Genomic DNA, 21814 nt, shown 5'->3' with positions numbered 1-21814 from the left:
AACTGAAAACTTACACTATGTCTTTCAGAAAGAATAAAAAGATCAACAACGACTTCTCCAAGATCACCATCAGCCTGGCGTCTCCGGAATCTATTCTGGAGAGCTCACATGGCGAGGTTACGCAGCCGGAGACGATCAACTACCGGACCTACAAGCCCGAAATGGGCGGGTTGTTCTGCGAGCGGATCTTTGGCCCTGTAAAAGACTGGGAGTGTCATTGTGGAAAATACAAGCGTATACGCTATAAAGGCATCATTTGCGATCGCTGCGGTGTAGAAGTTACCGAGAAGAAAGTTCGTCGCGAGCGCATGGGCCATATCGAGCTGGTTGTACCGGTGGCACACATCTGGTATTTCCGCTCCCTGCCGAACAAGATCGGCTACCTGCTCGGCCTTCCTACAAAGAAGCTCGACCAGATCATTTACTACGAGCGTTATGTGGTGATCCAACCCGGTACCAAAGAAGAAGACGGCGTGAACCGCCTCGACTTCCTGACCGAAGAGGAGTACCTGGACATTATTGACAAACTGCCCCGCGAGAACCAACTGCTGGACGACAACGATCCGAAGAAGTTCATCGCGAGAATGGGTGCCGACGCGCTGGAAATGCTGCTGTCGCGTACGCAACTGGACACGCTGTCGTACGACCTGCGCCACCAGGCTGCTACCGATACATCACAGCAGCGTAAGGCTGAAGCGTTGAAGCGCCTCAAGGTGGTGGAAGCGTTCCGTGACGCGAAGACCCGTATTGAGAACAAGCCCGAGTGGATGGTGATTAAGATGGTGCCGGTGATTCCGCCGGAACTGCGTCCGCTCGTACCGCTGGATGGTGGCCGTTTTGCTACCTCCGATTTGAACGACCTGTATCGCCGTGTGATTATCCGGAACAACCGTCTGAAGCGTCTGATCGACATCAAGGCGCCGGAAGTGATCCTGCGTAACGAGAAGCGTATGTTGCAAGAGGCTGTCGACTCTCTGTTCGACAACTCACGCAAAGTAAACGCGGTGCGTTCGGATGGTAACCGTGCCCTGAAGTCCCTCAGCGATATGCTGAAAGGTAAGCAAGGCCGTTTCCGTCAGAACTTGCTCGGTAAGCGTGTTGACTACTCGGGTCGTTCGGTAATCGTCGTAGGTCCTGAGCTGAAGCTGCACGAGTGCGGTCTGCCGAAGGACATGGCGGCGGAATTGTTCAAGCCATTTATCATTCGCAAGCTGATCGAAAGAGGTATTGTGAAGACGGTGAAGTCGGCCAAGAAGATCGTTGACCGCAAGGACCCGGTTATCTGGGATATCCTGGAAAACGTACTGAAAGGTCACCCCGTGCTGCTGAACCGTGCCCCTACGCTGCACAGACTGGGTATCCAGGCCTTCCAGCCGAAGCTGATCGAAGGTAAGGCTATTCAGCTGCACCCGCTGGTGTGTACGGCCTTTAACGCAGACTTTGACGGTGACCAGATGGCGGTGCACGTACCGCTTGGCCAGGAGGCTATCCTGGAAGCGTCGCTGCTCATGCTGTCGTCGCACAACATTCTGAACCCTGCCAACGGCGCGCCGATCACGGTACCGTCGCAGGACATGGTGTTGGGTCTGTACTACCTGACCAAAGGTCGCAAGTCCACGCCGGAGTATCCGATCAGAGGCGAAGGCAAGCGTTACTACTCGGCTGCCGAAGTGGTGATTGCTTTCAACGAAGGTAAACTGTCGAAGCACGCGCTGATCAAGGTTCGTGCGACCGTAAAAGATAAGAAGACCGGTGAGCTGGAATACAAGATGATCGACACTGTCGCAGGACGGGTGATCTTCAACCAGTTCGTACCGGAAGAAGTTGGTTTCGTAGACGAGCTGCTGACGAAGAAAAAGCTGCAGACGATCATCTCCGACATCTACAAATACGCTGGCCAGTCGAAGACTGCGAAGTTCCTGGATGATATCAAGGAACTCGGATTCCAGATGGCGTACAAAGGCGGTCTGTCGATGGGTCTGAACGACGTAAACGTACCGGCTGAGAAAGAAGTGATGGTGGCCAATGCCCAGGAAGAAGTTGATGCCGTATGGAACAACTACATGATGGGTCTGATCACTGACAACGAGCGTTACAACCAGGTAATCGATATCTGGACCCGTACAAACACGATGTTGACCAGCACGCTGATGAAGCAGCTGGAGGAAGATCAGCAAGGGTTCAACTCGATCTACATGATGATGCACTCCGGTGCACGGGGTTCGCGCGAGCAGATCCGCCAGTTGGGCGGTATGCGCGGTCTGATGGCCAAGCCGCAGAAGAACCTGGCTGGTTCAGTAGGCTCGATCATTGAGAACCCGATCCTTTCGAACTTCAAAGAAGGTCTGGACGTATTGGAGTACTTTATCTCGACGCACGGTGCGCGGAAAGGTCTGGCCGATACGGCGTTGAAGACGGCTGATGCCGGTTATCTGACACGTCGTCTCGTGGACGTAGCGCAGGATCTCGTGGTCTCTGAAGAGGACTGCGGTACACTGCGTGGTCTGAAAGTGACGGCACTGAAAGACAACGAAGACATCGTAGAGCCGCTGTCGGAGCGTATCCTGGGTCGTGTAACAGTACACGACATCTACGATCCGCTGACAGACGAGCTGGTGTGCGGTGCGAACCAAGAGATCACCGACGAGATCGCGAAGCTGATTGAAGATACAAACATTGAAGAAGTTGAAATCCGCTCGCTGCTGACCTGCGAGTCGAAAGTGGGTGGCTGTGCGAAATGCTACGGCCGCAACCTGGCGACTGGTAAGATGGTACAGGCTGGTGAAGCTGTCGGCGTAATCGCTGCACAGTCCATCGGTGAGCCGGGTACTCAGCTGACACTGCGTACATTCCACGTGGGTGGTACTGCGTCGAACATCGCTGTTGAAGCAAACATCAAGGCGAAATTTACCGGTATCCTCGAGTTCGAAGGTGTGCGGGTGATCGATACTACCGACAACGACAACAACCCTGTACAAGTGGTGATGGGCCGTACCGGTGAGATCCGGATCGTGGACAACGAGCGGACCCGCGTACTGATCACGAACCACGTGCCGTACGGTGCGTTCCTGAAAGTGAAAGACGGTCAGAAAGTTGAGAAGGGCGAGGAGCTTTGCTTCTGGGATCCTTACAACGCCGTGATCCTTTCGGAGTTCGACGGTATCATTGAATACGAATCCATCATTGAAGGTGTGACCTTCAAAGAGGAATCGGATGAGCAGACTGGTCACCGTGAAAAGGTAATTACCGAAACACGGGATAAGACCAAGAACCCTGCGGTCATGGTAAAAGGTAAAACCGATACTAAAGGTTATAACATTCCGGTAGGCGCTCACTTGGCGGTAGACGCCGGTGAGAAGATCAAGGCCGGTACGGTACTGGCGAAGATCCCGCGTACGATGGGTAAATCGCGCGACATCACGGGTGGTCTGCCCCGCGTAACGGAATTGTTCGAAGCTCGTAACCCGTCGAACCCGGCGGTTGTGAGCGAGATCGACGGTGTTGTTACGTACGGTGGTATCAAGCGTGGTAATCGCGAGATCTTCATCGAATCGCGTGACGGAGTTCAGAAGCGCTACCTGGTGCCGCTGTCGAAGCACATCCTGGTTCAGGACAATGACTTCGTGAAGGCCGGCCAGCCGCTGTCTGACGGTTCTATTACGCCTTCGGACATCCTGTCGATCAAAGGTCCTACTGCGGTACAAGAGTACCTGGTGAACGAGATCCAGGAAGTATACCGTCTGCAGGGTGTGAAGATCAACGATAAGCACATCGAGGCGATCGTAAGCCAGATGATGCAGAAAGTGGAAATCCTCGATCCGGGTGATACCAGCTTCCTGCCGGGCGAGTACGTTGACAAACTGCAGTTCCGCGAAGACAACGACACGATTCTGGATAAGAAGGTGGTCGTAGATGCAGGCGATTCGCCTACTATGAGACCCGGTCAGATCGTTACGGGACGTGAATTCCGCGACGAGAACTCGGTGCTGCGTCGTAAAGACCTGAAGCTGGTAGAGGTACGCGACGCCCTGGCGGCCGTATCAAGACCGACGCTGCAAGGTATTACCCAGGCGTCTTTGAAAACGGAAAGCTGGCTATCGGCGGCGTCCTTCCAGGAAACGACGAAGGTGTTGAGCGAAGCGGCGATCCGTGGCAAGACCGACTGGTTGAACGGTTTGAAAGAGAACGTTATCGTAGGGCACCTGATCCCTGCCGGTACGGGTCAACGGAGGTTCCTCGACATGATCGTTACTCACAAAGACGAGTACGATTCATCCGCGGTGAATGCGCCGGAGCGTACGACTCGGGACCGCGAAAAGGAGCTTCAGGACTAATACGATGTATTAAATGACTATAAATCGTGCGGATGTGCGGCCTTCGGGTGCCATCCGCACTTTTTTTACTTATGAGCATTTATGACAGAAGACAAGAACAAGCAGCAGCCGGGGCAACAGCAAGGTCAGATCAACATTGAGCTGACGGAAGAGATCGCGGAGGGGATTTATTCGAATCTGGCGATGATTGCGCACTCGAACAGCGAGTTCGTGATTGATTTTATCCGGTTGATGCCGGGGGTTCCGAAGGCGAAGGTGAAGTCGCGGATTGTGATCACACCGGAGCATGCCAAGCGTCTGTTACAGGCGTTAAAAGACAACATTGACAAATACGAAGCGAGCTTCGGACCGATTAAGCGTACGGACGATATGCCCAAGTTTCCCATGAATTTTGGGGGTGCGGTGGGTGAAGCCTGAGAAATCGGGCGCGCCGGTACGTTAAGAATTCTTTAAATCGGCTGTCGGGATACGTATTTGTCTCATTATTAGGTCATCTTGCGCAAAAATATTGCGATGGGGCTTTGCAAGGAATCTTAGTTTAGGTACCTTTGCAGTCCAAAATTTTGAAAGGTTTCTAAAAAGAAATATAAATGCCTACCATTCAACAACTTGTAAGAAAAGGACGTAAGACACTGGAATTCAAGTCCAAGTCGCCTGCCCTTGACTCTTGCCCTCAAAAAAGAGGCGTATGTACACGTGTGTACACAACAACTCCTAAAAAGCCTAATTCCGCTATGCGTAAGGTTGCCCGGGTTCGCCTGGTGAGCGGCAAAGAGGTAAATGCTTACATTATGGGTGAAGGCCACAACCTCCAGGAGCACTCGATCGTGCTGATCCGTGGTGGTCGTGTGAAAGATCTTCCCGGTGTTCGTTACCACATCGTTCGTGGTGCATTGGATACTGCGGGTGTAAACGGCCGTAAGCAGAGCCGTTCGAAATACGGAGCAAAACGTCCTAAGCCAGGAGCAGCAGCGCCTGCCGGAAAAGGTGCACCAGCAGCAAAGGGTAAGAAAAAATAATCGGATTTAAGCCATGAGAAAGTCAAAACCTAAAAAGAGATATCTTCTGCCCGATCCTAAGTTCAGCGATCCGCTGGTAACTAAGTTCGTGAACTACCTGATGGAGCAAGGCAAGAAAAGCACAGCATACACCATCTTCTACGATGCCGTAGCACAAGTTGAGAAGAAAACCAACGAAGCTGGTATCGAAGTATGGAAACGTGCGATGAACAACCTGATGCCAGGTGTTGAGGTAAAGAGCCGCCGTGTAGGGGGTGCTACCTTCCAGGTGCCGGTTGAAATTCGCCCGGAGCGTAAGATCAACCTGAGCATCAAATGGCTGATCGACTACTCGCGTATGCGCGGTGAGAAGACCATGATGGATAAGCTGGCGGCTGAGATCATTGCGGCTTCCAAAGGTGAAGGTGCTGCTATGAAGAAGAAGGACGACACGCACCGCATGGCTGAAGCCAACAAGGCATTTTCACATTTCAGATTCTAATTTAGAGGAACCAGGTAATGTCTAGAGACTTAAAATATACCAGAAACATTGGTATCGCGGCACACATCGACGCAGGTAAGACTACCACGACGGAGCGTATTCTGTACTATGCCGGCGTGAACCACAAGATCGGTGAAGTGCACGAAGGTGCAGCGACGATGGACTGGATGGCGCAAGAGCAGGAGAGAGGGATTACCATTACGTCTGCCGCCACTACCGTATTCTGGGATTACAGAAGTAACAGGTATAACGTTAATATTATTGATACGCCTGGTCACGTGGATTTTACCGTAGAGGTAAACCGCTCCCTGCGCGTATTGGATGGTCTGGTGTTTTTGTTTAGCGCGGTGGATGGTGTAGAGCCACAATCCGAGACTAACTGGCGCCTGGCTGACAACTATAAAGTAGCGCGTATCGGTTTCGTCAACAAGATGGACCGTGCCGGCTCTGACTTCCTGGGTGTTTGTAAGCAGGTAAAAGAGAAACTGGGAAGCAATGCAGTAGCCCTGCAGTTGCCGATCGGTTCTGAAGAGAACTTCCGCGGTGTTGTTGATTTGATTAACAACCGTGGTATCGTTTGGAATGAGTCGGACAAAGGTATGACGTACCAAGTTGTACCGATTCCTGACGACATGAAAGATGAAGTTCTCGAATATCGCGAGAAGCTCCTGGAGGCTGTCGCCGATTTCGACGAGTCACTGATGGAGAAATTCTTCAATGATCCGAATTCAATTTCTGAAAGTGAGATCCTGACGGCCCTTCGCAAGGCTACGATCGCGATGAAAGTCGTGCCGATGGTATGCGGATCGTCGTTCAAGAACAAAGGCGTTCAGACTATGCTGGATTATGTGATGGAACTCCTTCCTTCTCCGATGGATAAGGATGATATCATCGCCCACAATCCTGACACAGATGAGGAAGTTGTTATCCGTCCGGATGAGAAAGAGCCTTTCGCAGCGCTTGCATTCAAAATTGCCACAGATCCTTTCGTAGGACGTCTTTGCTTCGTACGCGCTTACTCTGGCGTACTGGAGTCAGGTTCTTACGTATACAATACACGTTCTGAAAGCAAAGAGCGTATCTCCCGCGTATTCCAGATGCACGCTAACAAGCAAAACCAGATCGAACGTCTGGTCGCTGGTGACATCGGTGCGGTAGTAGGCTTTAAAGATATTAAGACTGGTGATACGCTTTGCGATGAAAAACGCAAAGTCGTGCTTGAATCGATGGTGTTCCCTGAGCCTGTAATCGGCTACGCGATCGAACCGAAGAAACAAGCTGACGTGGATAAGCTGGGTATGGCGATTGCCAAACTGGTGGAAGAAGATCCTACGTTGCGTGTTAACACCGACCAGGAGACAGGCCAAACCATCCTTCGCGGTATGGGTGAGCTTCACCTGGAGATCATCATCGATCGTCTGCGTCGCGAATTCAAAGTAGAGATTAACCAGGGTGCTCCCCAGGTGGCCTACAAAGAAGCGCTTACGAAGTCGGTTGAACATAAGGAAGTTTACAAGAAGCAGACCGGTGGTCGTGGTAAGTTTGCCGATATCGTATTCGAGATCGGGCCCCGCGTACTTGAGGAAGGCGACAAGGAAGGACTGGAATTTGTGAACGATATCGTAGGTGGTGTTATCCCCCGCGAATTCATTCAGCCGGTTCAGAAAGGTTTTGAAAGCGCGATGGCTAACGGGCCTCTTGCCGGATATCCTATCGATTCCATGAAAGTGCGTCTGTTCCACGGTTCATACCATGACGTTGACTCCGATTCACTGTCGTTCGAGCTTGCTGCTCGTATTGGTTTCAAAGAAGCTGCTGCAAAATGCGGTCCTCAACTGCTCGAGCCGATCATGTCGGTAGAAGTATTGAGCCCTGATGAATATACCGGTTCTGTGACAGGTGACTTGAACAGAAGACGCGGTGTGATGAAGGGTATGGACAGCCGTGGTGGCGCCCAGGTTATTAAGGCTGATGTGCCTTTGAAAGAGCTCTTCGGTTACATCACCGACCTGCGCACGCTGACGTCTGGTCGCGCATCAGCTTCGCTGACGTTCGCACACTATGCTCCGGTTCCGAAAAACCTCGCGGATAAAGTAATTGAAGAATTGAAAGGCGTTAAAGCCGGTAAATAATTAACATCTAAAAGGCGTTTAGATAAACCTATGAATCAAAAAATCAGAATCAAACTTAAGTCTTACGATCACAATCTCGTGGACAAGTCTTCCGAGAAAATCGTAAGAGCTGTTAAGGCAACCGGTGCTGTGGTTAGCGGTCCTATTCCGCTGCCTACTGAAAAGGAAAAGTTCACGGTACTGCGCTCTCCTCACGTTAACAAGAAGTCGCGCGAGCAGTTCCAACTGTGTACTTATAAGCGCCTGGTGGATATCTATTCCAACAGTGCCAAGACAGTAGATGCTCTGATGAAGCTTGAGCTTCCCAGCGGTGTTGATGTTGAGATCAAGGTGTAGTTATTGTACACAATCGAATATCAAGAAGGCCATCCCACAAGGATGGCTTTTTTTGTTTGCGCTCACACCCGCACTAGTTTTTGGTAGTCTTCGGGAGTGTCGATATCGACGGCGCCTTCGGGGAAGTCGAGGGTAGTGGTGATGTCATGGTGGTGTTGAATGACCTTTTTGGCGCCTTGTTTATCATCCAGGGCCATGAGCTCGGGGAAGAGCTTTTTGGCGAACAGGGCAGGGACACCGGCGGTGCCGGCGTAGCGGGAGGCAATGAGGGGCGCGTTGGTCTTGCTGTATTTTAATATGATGCTATTGAGATAGTGGGCGGTGACGCCGGGCTGGTCGCAGACCATGATGAGGGCGGCGTCCGTTTCGGGGGCAATGCGAAGGAGGCGGTGCATGCCGGTTTTGAGGGAATTGCCCATGCCTTTTTCCCAGTCGGGGTTGTACATGACGTCTACGGGCAGGGATTCCAGCAGGGCGCGGTGGACGGCTTCCTGGGCACCCAGTACCACGACGGTGTGGGTGGCGGCGGCGTGCAGGGCGGCTTGGGCGGCGTGGCAGAGGAGGGGCTCGCCATCAAGCAGCAGTTGTTGTTTGGCCGTGCCCATACGTACCGATGCGCCGGCGGCCAACAAGACAATTCCAATGTTCATTTTCCTGCTTGTTAAAATTTTGTACCGAAGAAGAGGAAGTGGTTGCCGCAGGGCCTATCAGGCTCCCTGTGCGGACCGGGCGGCGTCAGGTGTATGTAAATATACTTGTTTGAAGACTTGATCGCTAAGGCTGTCGCGATGATGTATGGGGGCCTGGCGGTACTTCAGGAAGCCGCCGGAGCGGTTGGAGAACTTACCCTGGATCTCGCCCGCAATGGCGATGGCGATCTCGTCAGGTGTCTCGGCGCCGATGTCCAGGCCGATAGGGGCGTGGATGCGGTGGTAGTCGTCGGCGGTCAGGGTGATGCCTTCGTTGCTGAATTCCTTCACCATTTTGTCGAAGCGTTTACGCGGTCCCAGGATGCCAATGTAGGGTGTTTCGGTGCTCAGCAGCTTGCGCAGCACGTCGCGGTCGTATTCATAGTTGTGAGACATTAACACGCACGCGGTGTAGGGTGTGATGGTGAAGTCGCGGTCGACGTATTGACGCTGGCAGAGTGCGAGCTTGTCGGCGGCCGGGAAGAAGAGCGGAGCGATGTGGGCGACGCATTCGTCCGTGACGGTGACGCCCCAGCCCAGGCTTTTCATGAGCTGGCTTACCGGGCGGGCATCGAAGCCGCCGCCGAAGAGGATCACATCTACGGTGGGTTGTATAAGCTCAATGAAGACTTCTGTTGTTGTACCGGCCAGCGCATACTGGCGTGCCTCGGACTTGCGTGTGGTGAACAGCGTGGCAAGGTCTGTCGCGATCGCGTGAGCCAGGTCTAGGTGCTGAATCGTTTGATGCAGTATAGCATGCTCTTCTGTGAGAAGGAGCTTGTGGCCTGTTTCGGCTGGTGTATCGCCGGTGAAAACAGTGGCGAGCGCGACGGGGCTATTACGCTTGATAATGCTGTCGAAGAACGTGGCGGCATTGGTGTTGTCGGCGTCGTCGAGGGGCTCGAGCAGTACGTCGATGATACCGTTGCAGCCTAAGCCGATGCCGAGGTTCTGGTTGCTTTCTTCGCTGGTGTCGTAGGTGACGGTGAGCGGCACGCGGTTGCTCATGACCTGGCGGGCTTTGCGCAGGGCATCGCCTTCAAGGCAGCCGCCGCTGATGGAGCCGACCCATTTGCCGTCGTCGGTGATCAGCATGCGGGCGCCGGGGCTACGATAGGACGAGCCGCGTACTTTTACCACGGTGGCCAGTACGGCCCGCCGTTGGGTAAAGTCTACTTTGTTATAGGCCTCCAGTATATTCTTAAACTCTTTCATGGCTCGTCACACGTTCATACTTCTTCGTTCGAAAGGCGTTACCAGCTGCTTAGTACGGCTGGTAATCTTTAGATGCTTTGTTCAGTGCTGCGGGTACGTCGGCGGCTTTAACCGCGGCGTGTTTATTACCCCAGGAAGTACGGATGTAGTTGATGACGTCGGCGGTTTCCTGGTCGGTGAGCTCGAAGCCAGTCATTTCTCCGTCGTACTGCACGCCGTTGACGGTAATGGGGCCGCGCATGCCCTTGCGGATGATTTTTACCAGGCGGTCTTTGTCGGCGAGGTAGTCTGATTTTGCCAGCGGCGGATATACACCTTCAAGTCCCTGGCCCTGGTCCATATGGCAGCTCATGCATTGCGCTTCGTAGATCTCTTTACCCGTGGCCACGCTGTCGCGCGTGGAGGCGGATTGTTTAAACGAGAAGAAGGTGATGCCGGCGGTGAGTACCAGGGCTGTTGTGATTACTTTGTTCATGTATGTGTCTGTCGGTCTATTGAATACTTATTCAAATATTATTCCAGGACGCATTATACGGCGTCCAGGCTAAAGGGTAGTTTGCGTACGCGTTTACCGGTGAGGTCAAAGATTGCGTTTGTCAGTGCCGGGGCGAAGGGCGGCAGGGACGGTTCGCCAACACCGCCCGCTTTTTCTTCGTTGTCCATAATGTGGACTTCGATCTCCGGCGTGTCGATGATGCGTGGCATTTTGTAGGTGTTGAAGTTTTGCTCCACGGCCTTGCCATCGTTGAAGTGCGTGGCGTGTGTTACCGCTGCGCCGAGGCCCATGACGATGCTGCCTTCTACTTGTGCCCGAATGATATCAGGGTTTACATACCAGCCGCAATCCATCACAGCCCATACTTTGTCGATCTTGATTTTGCCGTCGCTTTTCTTTGAGACCTTTACCACTTCACCTACGATGGTAGAGAAGCACTCGGTGATGGCAACGCCATAGCCTTCATTTTTCTTTCGATTCTTCCAGCCCGATACTTCTTCCAGTTTATTGGCCAGGGCCTGGTAACGCTCGTCGTGTAAATGCTGACGACGGAATTCCAACGGGTCTTTGCCAGCCTTGGCGGCGAGCTCGTCCATGAAGCTTTCCATGGCGAATGCGTTCGTCGAGGCATATACCGATCGCCACCACATGACGGGAATAGGAACATCCAGCGGCGAGTCGGAGAAGTCGTAGTTCGGAATGGAGCGGAAGTATGTTTCCAGGAAACCTTCCGAGCCGGAGTTGTTGTAGGCCTCTTTGTTGGCGTTGAGCCATTGGTGGTCCATGTTCTGTCCGGCGGTGCGCAGGGCATAGGATGTGATGCTGCCCTCTTTACTGAGCGATCCTTTGCAGCCGTATACCATGCCCGGGCGGAACGGGCCTTGCGTGGTGTCGTCTTCGCGGGTCCATACGACTTGTACGGGCGCTTTTATTTCTTTGGAGATGATAGCGGCTTCGTGCGGATAGTCCATGAACGCCTTACGGCCAAAACCACCGCCGAGGAAGGTCATGTTGACGACGATTTTTTCTTTCGGCAGGTTGAGCAGCGGGCTGAGGAAATCTTGCACCCAGTCGGGGCCTTGAATCGGTCCCCAGATCTCGACCATATCGTCGTGGTAGTGCGCGGTACAGTTTACAGGCTCCATGCAGCTGTGCGATTCGTACGGCGTTTCATATACCGCTTCCAGCTTATTGTCAGATTTATCAAATATACCTTTAGCGTTGCCTTGTGTGCGGATGGAGAGTCCGGGGCTTTTCAGCGACTCGTTCATGCGTGTATACAGCTGCTCGGTGTTGAGGTGCTCGAAGCCGGTGTCGTCCCACTCTACTTTCAATACTTTACGGCCCTGCATGGCGGCCCACAGGCTATCGGCGACAACTGCTACGCCTTCGCGGAAGGTGGCAAACACGCTTGTCTTTACCGGGATGACATATTTTACACCAGGTACCTTCTTGGTTTCGGTGTCGTCGAAGCTTTTTACTTTGCCCTGGAAGCGCGGGTTGCGTTCTACCACGGCGTAGAGCATACCCGGCAGGCGCTTGTCCATGCCGAAGATGGCTTTGCCATTTGTCTTCGACGGCGTGTCCTGGCGTGGTATAGGCTTGCGAATGATCTTATATTCTTCCGGCAGCTTGAGCTTGACATGTTTGGGTGGTGTGAGCTTGGATGCCTCTTGTACGAGCTCGCCGTAGTGGAATTTTTTACCGCTGGGTTTATGAATCACGTGCCCATTCTCGGCGTAGCATTCGCCATGCGGTACTTTCCATTTGTTGGCGGCGGCTTCGATCAGCATCTCGCGCGCGGTGGCGCTGAGGTTCAACAGCTTTTTATAGGTACCGCGTATGGTGGAGCTACCACCGGTGATCTGGCTGCCGTATTTGGCGCTGTTGCCTTGTGCGAAGACGATGTTAACAGAGTTGAGGTCTACTTCCAATTCTTCGGCGATGATCTGGGGCACGGATTGAAAAGATCCCTGGCCCATTTCAGCGCGGTGATTGGTGATGGTGACTTTGCCGGAGGTATCAATGGAGATCCAGGCGTTGAGGTCGACGCCCAGGTTCCCGGCGGTGTCCATTTTCAGGATGGACGTTTCTTTGCCGTGGGAGTAAAAGCCCAGCGTGAGGGCAGCGCCCGTGAGGCTGGAAAGTTTTATGAAGTTTCTTCTGGATAGCGTGCTCATGGTATCGTAGTGTCTGTAGGATACGTATGGTGTAGAGTATAATTTAGTTCGACGCTTTTTGCGTCATGAGCGTAGAGGCTGTTTTAATAGCCTTGCGTATGCGCGGGTAGGTGCCGCAGCGGCAGATGTGGCCTTGCATGGCGGTGTCGATGTCTTTGTCGGTGGGCATCGGTGTTTTCTTGAGCAGCGCTGTAGCGGCCATGATCTGGCCCGACTGGCAGTAGCCACACTGTGGTACTTGCTCGGTGATCCACGCTTGCTGAACGGGATGGCTGTTGTCGTCGGAGAGGCCTTCGATGGTGGTGATATTTTTGCCGGCCACAGCCGATACTGGCAGTGAGCACGAGCGCATCGGAGCGCCGTCGAGGTGTATGGTGCACGCCCCACATTGGGCAATACCGCAGCCATACTTTGTACCGGTCAGTCCGACAATATCCCGGATGACCCAGAGCAGGGGCATCTTCGGATCGGCGTCGACGGTGTAGTTTTTGTTATTGATCTTGAGTGTTAAGGATGCCATGGTGCAGGTGTTTGAGTTGCTAACAGGTTTAAGTTACGAAATTTGGAAGCAAAGGAAGCACTTCTTCCGCAGCGCGGATGTACTCATTTCCGGGGAAGTTGCATTTGTGTTACAAGTGGAGCCAGGGAGTAGACGAACGACAGATTGTAGCGGATGGAAAAAAGGTGGTATTTCTGTATATTGATTAGAATGGTTTTAAATAAGGTGTTTGTGCTATGAAAAATCTATTATCGATTGTTTTGTTATGGCTGCCGGTGATGGCGTGGAGCCAGGGTTCTATCGAAGTGAAGGTGACGGAGATTCGTGAGGCGAAGGGAGAAATTCGGGTGGGGTTGTTTAACAACGAGGGTACGTTTTTGAAGAACGCGATTGAGGGGAAGGTGGTGAAGGCCTCTAAAGAAGACGTGACGGTGGTGTTTGAGAATTTACCCGCGGGGGATTATGCCGTGAGTGTGCTGCACGATGAGAATGGGAATGGGGAGATGGATAGCAACGTAGTGGGTATCCCTAAGGAGGGGTTTGCGTTTGGGAATAACGCCATGGGGACATTTGGGCCGCCTTCGTTTGAGAAGGCGAAGGTGGTGGTGAAGAAGGAGAAGGTTAGGCAGGAGTTGAAGTTGAAGTATATGTAGCATCAGTGTGAGAGTGAACTACTGACATTTGGAGAGTATTTGGGTGGCTTCGCGGACGTCGATGATGCCCTGGTGGTGAGACCAGGTGTTGTAGATGTAGGTGGCGATCTCGGCGATTTCTAAGTCTGTGAGTGTTGGGATGGGGGGCATAGCTTTGTTGAAGCTCTTGCCGTTTACGGTCAGTTGGCCTTGTTTGCCGTGGCGCATCAGGCAAAGAACTTCCGGCCGGTTTTCCTCCATGTAGTCGGAGACGTTGAGCGGCGGGAAGAGCAGGCCCAGGCCGGTGCCATTTTTCTGGTGGCAGTTGCTGCAGTGTTTGGTGTATAGCTGCTCGCCTTGAATATAATATTGTTTGAATTTGGTGTCGCCTTCGGGTACCGATCCCGTGGTGTCGTCCTGTTTGCGGCCTGAGCAGGCCAACAGTAAACTCCCCGTCAGGGCGGCGACGATCAATACATACTTACTTCGCATTTTCTTTTTCCAGGCGGCGAATGTCGGTCAGCAGTCGGTTTACGTCTTCTTCTTTGGTGCCATCGTATTTACCGCGGATTCTGCGTTGTTTGTCGATGAGCAGGAAGGCGCCGCTGTGGATGAAACCGTCGGGTTCTTCTTTGGCTTCCATGGCTGTGGCAAAGTAGCTTGTCTGAGCGATCTTATAGATATCGTCTTTTGCGCCGGTTACGAAGTGCCACTTGTCGCTTTTTACGCCGAGGCGCTCGGCATAATCGTGCAACAGGCCTACCGTGTCATATTCGGGGTCGATGGTGTGTGAGAGGAACAGTACGTTCGGGTCGTTTTGAAGGGAGTCGTACGCCCGCAGCATTTGTGTTTTCATGATCGGGCAGATGGTGCGGCACGAAGTGAAGAAGAAGTCGGCGATGTAGATTTTGTTGTCGAACGTGCTGTTGGTGATGATGGTACTGTCCTGGTCTACGAATTTGAAATCGGCGATGGTGTGGTACACGGTGTCGGTGCCGTTTACTTCACGGGCCCCGAGGATAGGCAGCGGCACTTCCTTTTTTTCAATGCACGCAGCCGGCAACAGGATTACGGCGAGCAGTACGGGAGACAGGTATGAAAATAACGCGCGGGGCATGGTGTTTGGCTTAATCATTTTTGCGGAATTTCTTATAGGTACGGATGCCGATCATGATGAGGATGGTGACTGCCAGCAGGCCGGCGAGACCCCAGAGCATGCTCAGCGCATTTTTTAATACGATCAAAAATACAATGCTGATCAGGAAGAGCGTAGCCACTTCGTTCCAGATGCGCATTTGGGTAGAGGTATATTTTACTACATCGTTTTGCAACTGCCGGAAGATGACATGCAGGGAGATGTGGTAGAGGTATAAAAAGAATACCAGTGTGAGCTTGATGTGCATGAACCCCATGCTGAGCCACTCCGGCTGGTTGATGACCATCGAGGCACCCAGGCACAGGGTGACGACGGCCGACGGCCAGGTGATGCCAAACCACAAACGCGACGCCATTGTTTTCAATTGCTTCAGCACGATCGATTTCTCGGGTTCGCTTTTGCCGTGCGCCTCGACAATGTAGACAAAGAGGCGCGGCATATAAAACAAACCGGCAAACCAGGTGACGATAAAGATGATGTGTGCGGCTTTTAAATACAGGTGCGTCATCGGCCTACAGTGTGCTAGGAGTTGGTGGTTTGTATGGTGACGGGGTCGCCTACGGTGATGTATTGCAGGTCGAGTGCGACGGCGTTCTGGCCGAAGTATATCTTGTTATTGCGCGAGCGATACTTTGCCAGCGTCTTCAGGGGTTCTTTTCCTTTTACTGCTGTGTCCTGATCAACGGTGGTCAATACACAGCGTGCGCAAGGCTTTACGCCGACAAAGCGGGTATCGCCGATACGAAAGTCGCGCCAGGTGTCTTCGGCATATGCGTCGGCGCCGGCTATTACCAGGTTCGGGCGGAAGCGGTTCATCGGCAGCGGGGTATCCAGGCGGCTATTGAGGTCGTTGAGCGAGCTTTGACCAATCACCAAAAAGGGATATGCATCGGCCAGCCCGACGTGCTCGTCATTTACTTTGTATTGGGGGTCTACGGGGCGGGCGTTGCCTTCGGGGAAGTATACCAGGTGAGCGTTCATTCCCATGCGGGAGGAGAACCACTGGTCGTATTCGGCGCCTACGCCCTGGGCTGCAACAGTGTCGTCCCAGATGCGCACCTGCTCGGGCTCCGCGAATACAGTCGGTACGGCGGGCAGTGCGAGGACATCGTTTTTATGACGGATCAGGATCTGGTCGCCGTCCAGCGAAAGTTTGAACAGGGCCATGATGGGGTGCTCGCGTTGGGTGAGGCATACACCATCCGGGCCAACGAGCATAAAGCGACGGTCGTATTGCAGTCCTTTGCCCATGACGCGGGCAGATGTCAGCGGGATGCCGCCGAGGGATTTAATGGGGTAAATCCAGATTTCGGTGAGTCGGAGGTCGGTCATGTACCGCTTCAACGTTGTTTGCGGTGTAAAGGTACAGTTAAAAGTGGTCCGTACACAGTTTGCTGCTGTAGAGTTATTGGGAGGAGCTCAGGCGTTTTGGGGCGTGGAGTCTGCTTTCGCCTGGGCTTCAGCGGGTAAGTCAACGAACGTGAAGCCGCGGGCGTCTTCGCCGTCGTAAAAGTCGACTTCCTTGCCGATGATGTACATAGTGTGTTTTTTGTCGACGTAGACGGGAATGCCGGCGATGGTGTAGGCCAGGTCTGTGTCTTTTTGTTTATCAAAGCCGATCAGGAGGGATACGCCACCGCAACCGCCGCCCTTGATGCCTACCCGCAGGCCATAGTCGGCCGGGATGTTCTTGGTTTCCATGATTTTGCGCACCTCTTCGGCAGCACGATCGGACAGGGAGATGGGGCGCAGGTTGTCAAACATGAAAATAAACGCTTAGTGGTACAAAATTATTAACTTTCAAACCGTAAATAAAGTTTACTTTTTGCACGTATGGATGTACTTATTGAGTTTGGTAAAATACTAATTCCTGCTTCTATCGTTTTGTATTTGGCGTATTTGCTGGTGCGCATGTTTATCGAAAAGGAAATTGAGCTAAAAAAACTGGAAGTGCGGAGCCGCAGCATCGAAACGCTGCTTCCCAACCGGTTACAGGCTTATGAGCGGATGACGCTATTTCTGGAGCGCATTTCGCCGCAAAACCTGCTGGTGCGGTTAAACGCGTCCGGCATGCCGGCCCGGGAGTTTCACCAATTGCTGCTGGCGGAAATCCGGAATGAGTACAACCACAATGCCTCCCAGCAGGTGTACATGAGCGAGGAGGTATGGAACCTGTTAAAGGGGGCCAAGGAAGACCTGATTGTGACGATCAATGACGCGTCCAGTGAAATGGGGCCGGAGAGTTCGAGTCTGGATCTTTCGAAAAAGATTTTTGAGAAGTCGGTCAATAAACCGGTAGACCCCATGGCCCACGCCCTGACGGAGCTGAAGAAAGAAATTCAGCGTATATTCTAGGCGGGCGCCACGCTGGGTGGAATTGAATATTGAAAACACCTAACAACGAGAAAGATGCTGAAGAATCGTTTTTTTGATCTGGCGCTGACCAAGGCGTCTGGTATTCTGGGAACGCGCGGACGGCTGGTGCTGCTGCTGACAAAGCTTGGCATGAAGTTGAAAAGTGTTTCGTGGAAAGATGTTAATGCCGCCGCAGCCAAGGAGAAGCTCCTCGTGCTGGGGCGTATTTCGCGTGCGTATGCGACGGGGCAATACCGCGAGGTACCCTGGAAAACCATGGTGATGATCGTTGCCGCACTGGCGTACTTCGTCATGCCGATTGATCTGTTGCCCGACCTCATGCCGATCACGGGGCTAACGGACGACGTGGCCGTGCTCGTGGCGGTATACAATGCTGTTAGCGTAGAGGTAGACAAATTCTTGCTGTGGGAGAAAAACCGTTCTCTGGTAGCATGAGAACAGCGCTGATCGCCGGGGGTACCGGTCTTGTGGGAAGTCAACTGTTACGGCTTTTGCTTGAAAGTGACCGCTATAGTAAAGTGGTGGCACTCACGCGTACGGAACTGCCGACGCACCCCAAGCTAGAACAAGTACCCGTTACACAGGAAACCCTGAGCGGCGGTCAACATTTGAAAGCGGACGATATCTTTTGTTGTCTGGGTACGACCATTGCCAAGGCGAAAACCAAAGAGAATTTTTACCAGGTAGATTTTTATTACCCGCTGCTGCTGGCACGGAGTGGCTACTCCAGTGGTGCCCGTCAATACATGCTCATCTCGGCATTGGGCGCCGACAAAGAGTCGTCGGTATACTATAATCGTGTGAAGGGCGAAGTAGAGGAGGCGATTCGCGCGGTTGGATTTGAGGCGCTGCATATTTTTCGTCCTTCGTTGTTGTTAGGTCCTCGTCAGGAGCAACGCACGGGAGAAGACGCGGCGAAGTTTTTCTATAAAGTATTCGGATTCCTGATTCCTGGAAAGTATAAGGCTATTGATTCCGTGAAGATTGCGCGGGGTATGCTGCACTATGCGTCGCAGGAGCAGAAGGGAACTTTTATTCATGAATCTAAAGATTTGCAGCAGTTCTGATGCTGTGTGTACGCTATGATTGCCGTTATTCAACGTGTCACGTCCGCCGCTGTTACAATCGACCAACATGTGAAAGCGTCCATCGGCGCCGGGCTACTGGTGCTGGTGGGCATTGAAGATGCTGACACGGCCGAGGATATAACCTGGCTTTCTGGTAAGCTTGTGAACCTGCGCATCTTCAACGATGCCGGGGGCGTGATGAATCTAAGTGTTAAGGAGCAAGGGGGAGACATTATTGTCGTGAGTCAGTTTACACTGCAGGCCAGTACTAAAAAAGGGAACCGGCCGTCGTATATCAAAGCGGCAAAGCCACCCGTGGCGGTGCCGTTGTACGAGGCGTTTGTGAAAGCCGTGGAGGCCGAGCTGGGAAAGGCTGTGCAGACAGGCGAGTTCGGCGCGGATATGAAGGTGAGCTTATTGAACGATGGTCCGGTGACGATCATCATGGATACCAAGAATAAAGTATGAGTCGGACAGAGGTTATGCAAGGCGATATTACCACGCTGGCGATAGATGCCATTGTGAATGCCGCGAACACCAGTCTGATGGGCGGCGGTGGTGTAGACGGTGCGATACACCGCGCCGGCGGACCGCAGATATTGGAGGAGTGCCGCAAGATCGTAGCGCGGCAGGGTGGATGCCCAACGGGTGAAGCCGTGATCACCACAGGAGGGAAGTTGAAGGCACGACATGTGATCCATACGGTAGGCCCTGTATGGAATGGTCGGCCGAAAGACGACGAGCTGCTGACGCGGGCGTATGAAAATAGCCTGCGTGTAGCCGTGGAGAATGGTGTGCGGACGGTGGCGTTTCCAAACATCAGCACCGGCGTGTATCGCTTTCCGAAGGAGCAGGCGGCCGACATTGCGATTTCAGCCGTGCGGCGCTTTCTGGAGAATGAATCTTCTTTGGAGAAAGTCATCTTTTGTTGTTTTGATGCAGAGAACCTGGCGTTGTACCAGGCAAGGTTGTCGAAGTCCTAATGAGTTAAACCCTGGTTATGATGCGTTACATATTGCTTTTTGTTTTTCTACTGCCCCTGGTGGCGGTTGCACAGAAGAATAAGTATGGGTTGAACCCTACCACGCTCGAAGCGTATAAAGCTTCCGTGAAGGAAAATCCTGCGAAGGAGTTAATAGATCTGGAGAAGTTAATACCGGGCATTGTGTTGGACATCCGGTATGCGACGACCAACAACTTTACGGGGGAACGCATTTATACCCTGGCAAAGGCATATGCACGCAAACCGGTGGCCGAGGCGTTGAAACGCGCACAGGCGGCGCTGAAAGAAAAGGGATTGGGAATAAAGGTGTTTGATGCTTACCGGCCGTATAAGGCGACGGTGAAGTTCTACGAGGTATATCACGATACGACCTATGTCGCGTCGCCCTATAAAGGATCGCGGCATAACCGGGGTTGTGCTATTGATATGACGTTGATCGATCTGAAAACAGGGCAAGAATTGAAGATGCCTACAGGATATGATTCATTTCAAAAGGCAGCATGGCCGTCTACACCGGTGAAAGATCCGGAGGTCCGGAAGAACCGGTCGCTAATTATTGAAGTGATGAAACAGCAAGGGTTTAAAGTCAATAGTTCGGAGTGGTGGCATTTCGATTTTATTGGCTGGACGAAGTACGACGTGTTAGATATTGATTTTGAAGAGTTACAGTAACTTTTAGGAAGACTGGATAAATAAAAAGGGCTTTTTAAAAGCCCTTTTTATATTCTGATGAAACCGAATTACTCCAGTTCAAATGTTATGGGTATGCTGAAGGCTGAAGAAACAGTTTTTCCTTTTTGTCTGGCCGGCAGCCAACCTGGCATGGATGCCACGACCCGTACGGCTTCCTCTTTCAGCGCTATATCTACATTGTCACCGACAGCGTCAGACGCCACGACGTCACGTACCTTTCCCTTATCATCAACAACAAAATCTACAAATACTGTCCCTTCTACACCACTTTCACGCGCAGCATCGGGATACTTCAGATTATCTTTCAGATATTTTCGCATGTCCTGCTCGCCACCGGCGTATTCAGGAGAAACTTCCGCCTTAATGTAGATTAATTTGCCCGTCGCGTCTTTATACGTTATGGATTTCTTAGCCTTTTCAGCCGCGGCAGCGTTGCGCTGTTCCGCTCGTTCTGCACTTTCCTTGGTAAGCTTTGCCCGGCGCGCAATTTTTTCTTCCGCTTTTTTTGTCGCCAAAGCCGCTTCCTGGTTAGCAAGAGCAGTGCTGTCGGCTGTCCGTTGAGCAGCCTCCTTGCTCTTGGTGTCACAACCTTGACAGAGGGCAAAAAGGAATATTAGTGTTAAAACATTAAAACGCATGTTCATATTATAGGTTTATTAGAATGTATATATTCTGTATACCTAAATTATGGTGCCCGCCCCGCCATTTGGTGGTATTATTTCAAATAAACACCGATCGAGAGTAATTATGTAGGATTGTTGTCACGCTATATGCTTGGTGATCTTCATACACGTATACCCTTATGAGGTCCGAGTTTTTTTTGTTGGTATATTCATTATTTGTACTTATCGAGTAAGCCGAAATCAAACGGTGTCCAATAGCACGCCTTTAGACCGCTTTCTTTGAAGCCAACGTTCACCCAGGTGTTACAGGTCATCAGGCAAGAGTAGCCGCCATTTGCTTTGTAGAAATTGTCGCGCGGAGTGTAGCCAGTGTCTGGTAATATGATCTTGTGGTTGTTGTTTAATCGGAAAGATTGTAGAATATAGTCGTTCAATTTTTTCAACTCGATTTCCTGTAGATTAACTTCGGTCCAGGATGTGCTTTTCTGTCTGTATCGGGTTACGTGCATGAGTGTTGGTCCGTTTAAGAACATTGCCTGAAAAGCGTTTTTAACGGTCAAGTCGGCCCAGGTAGGGGTGTTGATGTAGAAGTTTTCGTTGCCCCAACCAAACGATATATACTCTTCATTTTCCAGCTGAACGATGTCTTCCAGAAGACTGGGAGGGATATCCTTTTTTGATATGATGATGTCTAAATGAACGCCGTTCGTGCTCAAATATACGGTCTTACTCTTGGAGGTGATCTCGTCTGAATTTTTGTTTACCGTTATGGAAGTTAACAAAAAGGCGGTTGTGAAGTAGCCCGTAGGGATGGCCACCAGGAGAAGAAGGCATTTTAGTATTCTCTTAAATATTTTCATTTTTGTGCTTATCGGCGAGCGCC

At 52.0% G+C, this 21814-nt stretch carries 25 protein-coding genes; 13 read left to right on the top strand and 12 right to left on the bottom strand.

The genetic code is table 11. The features are described 5' to 3' along the window. Positions 1-17 precede the first annotated feature (17 nt). The 6 genes from rpoC to rpsJ all read left to right on the top strand — a co-directional run bounded on the left by rpoC (position 18) and on the right by rpsJ (position 8302). Positions 18-4334 (top strand): DNA-directed RNA polymerase subunit beta', encoded by a 4317-nt coding sequence (gene rpoC, locus K7P01_RS28580; protein WP_267298015.1) that lies wholly within the window; start codon positions 18-20, stop codon positions 4332-4334. 81 nt (positions 4335-4415) lie between these two features. Then, positions 4416-4751 (top strand): DUF3467 domain-containing protein, encoded by a 336-nt coding sequence (locus K7P01_RS28575; RefSeq protein WP_267298014.1) that lies wholly within the window; start codon positions 4416-4418, stop codon positions 4749-4751. 173 nt (positions 4752-4924) lie between these two features. Next, positions 4925-5353 carry a 30S ribosomal protein S12 gene (rpsL, locus tag K7P01_RS28570; protein WP_254085948.1) on the top strand — a complete coding sequence of 143 codons (429 nt, stop codon included), beginning with the start codon at positions 4925-4927 and terminating at the stop codon, positions 5351-5353. Positions 5354-5366: 13 nt separating this feature from the next. Next, on the top strand, positions 5367-5834 hold the full coding sequence (rpsG, locus tag K7P01_RS28565) for a 30S ribosomal protein S7 (protein ID WP_254085947.1): 468 nt from the start codon (positions 5367-5369) through the stop codon (positions 5832-5834). A 17-nt stretch (positions 5835-5851) separates the two neighbouring features. Then, positions 5852-7966 carry an elongation factor G gene (fusA, locus tag K7P01_RS28560; RefSeq protein ID WP_267298013.1) on the top strand — a complete coding sequence of 705 codons (2115 nt, stop codon included), beginning with the start codon at positions 5852-5854 and terminating at the stop codon, positions 7964-7966. Positions 7967-7996: 30 nt separating this feature from the next. Then, a complete protein-coding gene (gene rpsJ / locus K7P01_RS28555) occupies positions 7997-8302 on the top strand; it encodes a 30S ribosomal protein S10 (protein WP_079688288.1) in 306 nt (101 codons plus the stop codon). A gap of 62 nt (positions 8303-8364) precedes the next feature. Here the strand turns inward: rpsJ and K7P01_RS28550 are convergent, their stop codons facing one another. From K7P01_RS28550 to K7P01_RS28530, 5 genes are read right to left on the bottom strand one after another with little or no spacing between them, the layout of a single operon-like run. Further along, a complete protein-coding gene (locus K7P01_RS28550; protein ID WP_267298012.1) occupies positions 8365-8952 on the bottom strand; it encodes a nucleotidyltransferase family protein in 588 nt (195 codons plus the stop codon). Between the two features lie 57 nt (positions 8953-9009). Further along, positions 9010-10206 carry an XdhC family protein gene (locus tag K7P01_RS28545; protein ID WP_267298011.1) on the bottom strand — a complete coding sequence of 399 codons (1197 nt, stop codon included), beginning with the start codon at positions 10204-10206 and terminating at the stop codon, positions 9010-9012. A gap of 49 nt (positions 10207-10255) precedes the next feature. After that, positions 10256-10681 carry a c-type cytochrome gene (locus K7P01_RS28540; RefSeq protein WP_267298010.1) on the bottom strand — a complete coding sequence of 142 codons (426 nt, stop codon included), beginning with the start codon at positions 10679-10681 and terminating at the stop codon, positions 10256-10258. Between the two features lie 53 nt (positions 10682-10734). Further along, positions 10735-12882, bottom strand: coding sequence for a xanthine dehydrogenase family protein molybdopterin-binding subunit (locus tag K7P01_RS28535; protein WP_267298009.1), 2148 nt, complete (start codon positions 12880-12882; stop codon positions 10735-10737). A gap of 43 nt (positions 12883-12925) precedes the next feature. Then, a complete protein-coding gene (locus tag K7P01_RS28530) occupies positions 12926-13402 on the bottom strand; it encodes a (2Fe-2S)-binding protein (RefSeq protein ID WP_267298008.1) in 477 nt (158 codons plus the stop codon). Between the two features lie 215 nt (positions 13403-13617). On the opposite strand from K7P01_RS28530, the gene K7P01_RS28525 reads away from it, so the two are divergent. Then, entirely contained in the window at positions 13618-14034 is a 417-nt protein-coding gene (locus K7P01_RS28525; protein WP_267298007.1) for a DUF2141 domain-containing protein, read from the top strand. An 18-nt stretch (positions 14035-14052) separates the two neighbouring features. On the opposite strand, the gene K7P01_RS28520 is transcribed toward K7P01_RS28525, so the two are convergent. The 5 genes from K7P01_RS28520 to K7P01_RS28500 form a co-directional block, all read right to left on the bottom strand. Further along, entirely contained in the window at positions 14053-14505 is a 453-nt protein-coding gene (locus K7P01_RS28520; protein ID WP_267298006.1) for a c-type cytochrome, read from the bottom strand. Then, positions 14495-15148: an SCO family protein gene (locus tag K7P01_RS28515; RefSeq protein ID WP_267298005.1), complete on the bottom strand. Its 654-nt coding sequence runs from the start codon at positions 15146-15148 to the stop codon at positions 14495-14497. The genes K7P01_RS28520 and K7P01_RS28515 overlap by 11 nt, the downstream gene beginning before the upstream one ends. After that, complete coding sequence (locus K7P01_RS28510; protein WP_267298004.1) at positions 15141-15677, bottom strand: CopD family protein; 537 nt, start codon at positions 15675-15677, stop codon at positions 15141-15143. The genes K7P01_RS28515 and K7P01_RS28510 overlap by 8 nt, the downstream gene beginning before the upstream one ends. Positions 15678-15691: 14 nt before the next feature. Continuing rightward, positions 15692-16501, bottom strand: a complete 810-nt coding sequence (locus K7P01_RS28505) for an MOSC domain-containing protein (protein ID WP_267298003.1) — start codon at positions 16499-16501, stop codon at positions 15692-15694. 87 nt (positions 16502-16588) lie between these two features. Continuing rightward, positions 16589-16933 (bottom strand): HesB/IscA family protein, encoded by a 345-nt coding sequence (locus tag K7P01_RS28500; RefSeq protein ID WP_267298002.1) that lies wholly within the window; start codon positions 16931-16933, stop codon positions 16589-16591. 69 nt (positions 16934-17002) lie between these two features. Here K7P01_RS28500 and K7P01_RS28495 point away from each other — a divergent pair, with 69 nt between their 5' ends. From K7P01_RS28495 to K7P01_RS28470, 6 genes are read left to right on the top strand one after another with little or no spacing between them, the layout of a single operon-like run. Then, entirely contained in the window at positions 17003-17524 is a 522-nt protein-coding gene (locus tag K7P01_RS28495; RefSeq protein ID WP_267298001.1) for a DUF7935 family protein, read from the top strand. 54 nt (positions 17525-17578) lie between these two features. Further along, the gene (locus tag K7P01_RS28490) at positions 17579-17980 is read left to right on the top strand and encodes a YkvA family protein (RefSeq protein ID WP_267298000.1); all 402 of its coding nucleotides are present in this window, start codon (positions 17579-17581) and stop codon (positions 17978-17980) included. Next, positions 17977-18612 carry an NAD-dependent epimerase/dehydratase family protein gene (locus K7P01_RS28485; RefSeq protein ID WP_267297999.1) on the top strand — a complete coding sequence of 212 codons (636 nt, stop codon included), beginning with the start codon at positions 17977-17979 and terminating at the stop codon, positions 18610-18612. Before K7P01_RS28490 ends, K7P01_RS28485 begins: the two co-directional genes overlap by 4 nt. Positions 18613-18627: 15 nt before the next feature. Beyond that, the gene (gene dtd / locus K7P01_RS28480; RefSeq protein WP_267297998.1) at positions 18628-19080 is read left to right on the top strand and encodes a D-aminoacyl-tRNA deacylase; all 453 of its coding nucleotides are present in this window, start codon (positions 18628-18630) and stop codon (positions 19078-19080) included. Continuing rightward, positions 19077-19595 (top strand): O-acetyl-ADP-ribose deacetylase, encoded by a 519-nt coding sequence (locus tag K7P01_RS28475; RefSeq protein WP_267297997.1) that lies wholly within the window; start codon positions 19077-19079, stop codon positions 19593-19595. The genes dtd and K7P01_RS28475 overlap by 4 nt, the downstream gene beginning before the upstream one ends. Positions 19596-19612: 17 nt before the next feature. After that, a complete protein-coding gene (locus K7P01_RS28470) occupies positions 19613-20287 on the top strand; it encodes a M15 family metallopeptidase (protein WP_267297996.1) in 675 nt (224 codons plus the stop codon). Between the two features lie 68 nt (positions 20288-20355). On the opposite strand, the gene K7P01_RS28465 is transcribed toward K7P01_RS28470, so the two are convergent. Together K7P01_RS28465 and K7P01_RS28460 are read right to left on the bottom strand one after the other, a co-directional pair. Next, positions 20356-20952, bottom strand: coding sequence for an energy transducer TonB (locus K7P01_RS28465; RefSeq protein ID WP_267297995.1), 597 nt, complete (start codon positions 20950-20952; stop codon positions 20356-20358). 191 nt (positions 20953-21143) lie between these two features. Beyond that, positions 21144-21791, bottom strand: coding sequence for a DUF2459 domain-containing protein (locus K7P01_RS28460; RefSeq protein WP_267297994.1), 648 nt, complete (start codon positions 21789-21791; stop codon positions 21144-21146). Positions 21792-21814: the final 23 nt, after the last annotated feature.

Origin of the sequence: Parachryseolinea silvisoli (assembly GCF_021190955.1) — a bacterium.
GTDB classification, from domain to species: Bacteria; Bacteroidota; Bacteroidia; order Cytophagales; family Cyclobacteriaceae; genus Ohtaekwangia; species Ohtaekwangia silvisoli.
The sequence above is the reverse complement of the archived record's forward strand: the minus strand, read 5'-3'. Positions and strand labels throughout refer to the sequence as shown.

What these genes read in the sequence shown, in the direction of transcription:
- rpoC (WP_267298015.1), top strand. Translation starts at nt 18, where the DNA reads ATGTCTTTCAGAAAGAATAAAAAGATCAACAACGACTTCTCCAAGATC.
- K7P01_RS28575 (WP_267298014.1), top strand. Translation starts at nt 4,416, where the DNA reads ATGACAGAAGACAAGAACAAGCAGCAGCCGGGGCAACAGCAAGGTCAG.
- rpsL (WP_254085948.1), top strand. Translation starts at nt 4,925, where the DNA reads ATGCCTACCATTCAACAACTTGTAAGAAAAGGACGTAAGACACTGGAA.
- rpsG (WP_254085947.1), top strand. Translation starts at nt 5,367, where the DNA reads ATGAGAAAGTCAAAACCTAAAAAGAGATATCTTCTGCCCGATCCTAAG.
- fusA (WP_267298013.1), top strand. Translation starts at nt 5,852, where the DNA reads ATGTCTAGAGACTTAAAATATACCAGAAACATTGGTATCGCGGCACAC.
- rpsJ (WP_079688288.1), top strand. Translation starts at nt 7,997, where the DNA reads ATGAATCAAAAAATCAGAATCAAACTTAAGTCTTACGATCACAATCTC.
- K7P01_RS28550 (WP_267298012.1), bottom strand. Translation starts at nt 8,952, where the DNA reads ATGAACATTGGAATTGTCTTGTTGGCCGCCGGCGCATCGGTACGTATG.
- K7P01_RS28545 (WP_267298011.1), bottom strand. Translation starts at nt 10,206, where the DNA reads ATGAAAGAGTTTAAGAATATACTGGAGGCCTATAACAAAGTAGACTTT.
- K7P01_RS28540 (WP_267298010.1), bottom strand. Translation starts at nt 10,681, where the DNA reads ATGAACAAAGTAATCACAACAGCCCTGGTACTCACCGCCGGCATCACC.
- K7P01_RS28535 (WP_267298009.1), bottom strand. Translation starts at nt 12,882, where the DNA reads ATGAGCACGCTATCCAGAAGAAACTTCATAAAACTTTCCAGCCTCACG.
- K7P01_RS28530 (WP_267298008.1), bottom strand. Translation starts at nt 13,402, where the DNA reads ATGGCATCCTTAACACTCAAGATCAATAACAAAAACTACACCGTCGAC.
- K7P01_RS28525 (WP_267298007.1), top strand. Translation starts at nt 13,618, where the DNA reads ATGAAAAATCTATTATCGATTGTTTTGTTATGGCTGCCGGTGATGGCG.
- K7P01_RS28520 (WP_267298006.1), bottom strand. Translation starts at nt 14,505, where the DNA reads ATGCGAAGTAAGTATGTATTGATCGTCGCCGCCCTGACGGGGAGTTTA.
- K7P01_RS28515 (WP_267298005.1), bottom strand. Translation starts at nt 15,148, where the DNA reads ATGATTAAGCCAAACACCATGCCCCGCGCGTTATTTTCATACCTGTCT.
- K7P01_RS28510 (WP_267298004.1), bottom strand. Translation starts at nt 15,677, where the DNA reads ATGACGCACCTGTATTTAAAAGCCGCACACATCATCTTTATCGTCACC.
- K7P01_RS28505 (WP_267298003.1), bottom strand. Translation starts at nt 16,501, where the DNA reads ATGACCGACCTCCGACTCACCGAAATCTGGATTTACCCCATTAAATCC.
- K7P01_RS28500 (WP_267298002.1), bottom strand. Translation starts at nt 16,933, where the DNA reads ATGTTTGACAACCTGCGCCCCATCTCCCTGTCCGATCGTGCTGCCGAA.
- K7P01_RS28495 (WP_267298001.1), top strand. Translation starts at nt 17,003, where the DNA reads ATGGATGTACTTATTGAGTTTGGTAAAATACTAATTCCTGCTTCTATC.
- K7P01_RS28490 (WP_267298000.1), top strand. Translation starts at nt 17,579, where the DNA reads ATGCTGAAGAATCGTTTTTTTGATCTGGCGCTGACCAAGGCGTCTGGT.
- K7P01_RS28485 (WP_267297999.1), top strand. Translation starts at nt 17,977, where the DNA reads ATGAGAACAGCGCTGATCGCCGGGGGTACCGGTCTTGTGGGAAGTCAA.
- dtd (WP_267297998.1), top strand. Translation starts at nt 18,628, where the DNA reads ATGATTGCCGTTATTCAACGTGTCACGTCCGCCGCTGTTACAATCGAC.
- K7P01_RS28475 (WP_267297997.1), top strand. Translation starts at nt 19,077, where the DNA reads ATGAGTCGGACAGAGGTTATGCAAGGCGATATTACCACGCTGGCGATA.
- K7P01_RS28470 (WP_267297996.1), top strand. Translation starts at nt 19,613, where the DNA reads ATGATGCGTTACATATTGCTTTTTGTTTTTCTACTGCCCCTGGTGGCG.
- K7P01_RS28465 (WP_267297995.1), bottom strand. Translation starts at nt 20,952, where the DNA reads ATGAACATGCGTTTTAATGTTTTAACACTAATATTCCTTTTTGCCCTC.
- K7P01_RS28460 (WP_267297994.1), bottom strand. Translation starts at nt 21,791, where the DNA reads ATGAAAATATTTAAGAGAATACTAAAATGCCTTCTTCTCCTGGTGGCC.